Annotated in this window: 2 protein-coding genes; both read right to left on the reverse strand. The window is 38.7% G+C overall.

The window, feature by feature from the left end; genetic code table 11:
- Positions 1-467, reverse strand: a 467-nt coding sequence (locus B2Y23_RS08445) for an OmpA family protein (protein ID WP_291370209.1), incomplete at its 3' end; no start/stop codon positions are given.
- A gap of 137 nt (positions 468-604) precedes the next feature.
- Positions 605-1,049 (reverse strand): type VI secretion IcmF C-terminal domain-containing protein (locus tag B2Y23_RS08450; protein WP_291370201.1); only part of this gene is annotated, 445 nt, incomplete at its 5' end.

The raw sequence follows: 1,049 nt of genomic DNA on the forward strand, positions 1-1,049 counted from the left end.
ACCTTCTTTAGTGCCACTGACATTTCATCTAAAATTTTTATGCCAGATGCAGTTAACACGGCACTTCCAGATTCAAACTCAATAATACGATGCTTTAATGCAGCATCAATCATTTGTTGCTCAGCTTGGTTGACTGATAATCGTGTAGTTAAGTGATAAGGAGCAGATATAAGACCTTGCAATTTTGTAGTCATCGATTGAATATCATTAGGGTTACCCATTTTCCCGGATAAATCCATTTGTGTGCCACGTACGCTCAGTTTACCCTGTTTGACTTTCTTTAAATCCTCTGTAATGACATGACTAATCGCATTACTCCAGTCATTAGGCGCTGTGACAGTACGCACTTGAATCCTATCTACAATATTTTCCTGCCCATACGTGAGGTACATTTTATTTAAAATTTCTTGTTTAGTTGCGTCATTAGGTACCGCCCCTTCAATGACAATCGGCTCTGCATTAGCCATTACAGATAGACTTAAAAATAAAAAAGCCAACTGAAAAATATTTTTTATATATTGTTTTTTCATAATATTTTATTCATCAATAAAAGTTTGTCTAAACAGTTTCATGTTTTGAATCGTGCTAAATTGCTTTTTATTCATTATGGTGTAGCCCCAGCAGAATTCGTTGTATTTGCTTTGACTATAGTTACAGGGGCTGGAGCTGTCTGTGCTGAAACAACACGAACCGATTTATCATTTACCACCTGATCCACCAGTTGCATGCCGGCATAGCCGCGGCTCGAACCAATATGTCCTGAATTGCCACTAATCAAACGGAAATTCACTTTCACGGATAAATCAGGGTTTTGCTGGTCTTTCCAGATCATCTCAAAAGCATTGCCACGTTGAGTTCGCTGTGCATGATCAATGAGGCGATTAATACCATACTCACCCGGTTCATCAAAAATGGTATGCGTTTGTCCTTGTAAATCTACCGCCGTAATACGTGCACCAGGCATAGCTCCCTGATTTGGCCAGACAAAATTCACCCATTGTTGAATACCATTTTCATACACCATTCTTTGACCATCAATATCAATGGTA

The sequence above is a fragment of the Acinetobacter sp. UBA5934 genome (genome assembly GCF_002430855.1).
Taxonomy (GTDB): domain Bacteria; phylum Pseudomonadota; class Gammaproteobacteria; order Pseudomonadales; family Moraxellaceae; genus Acinetobacter.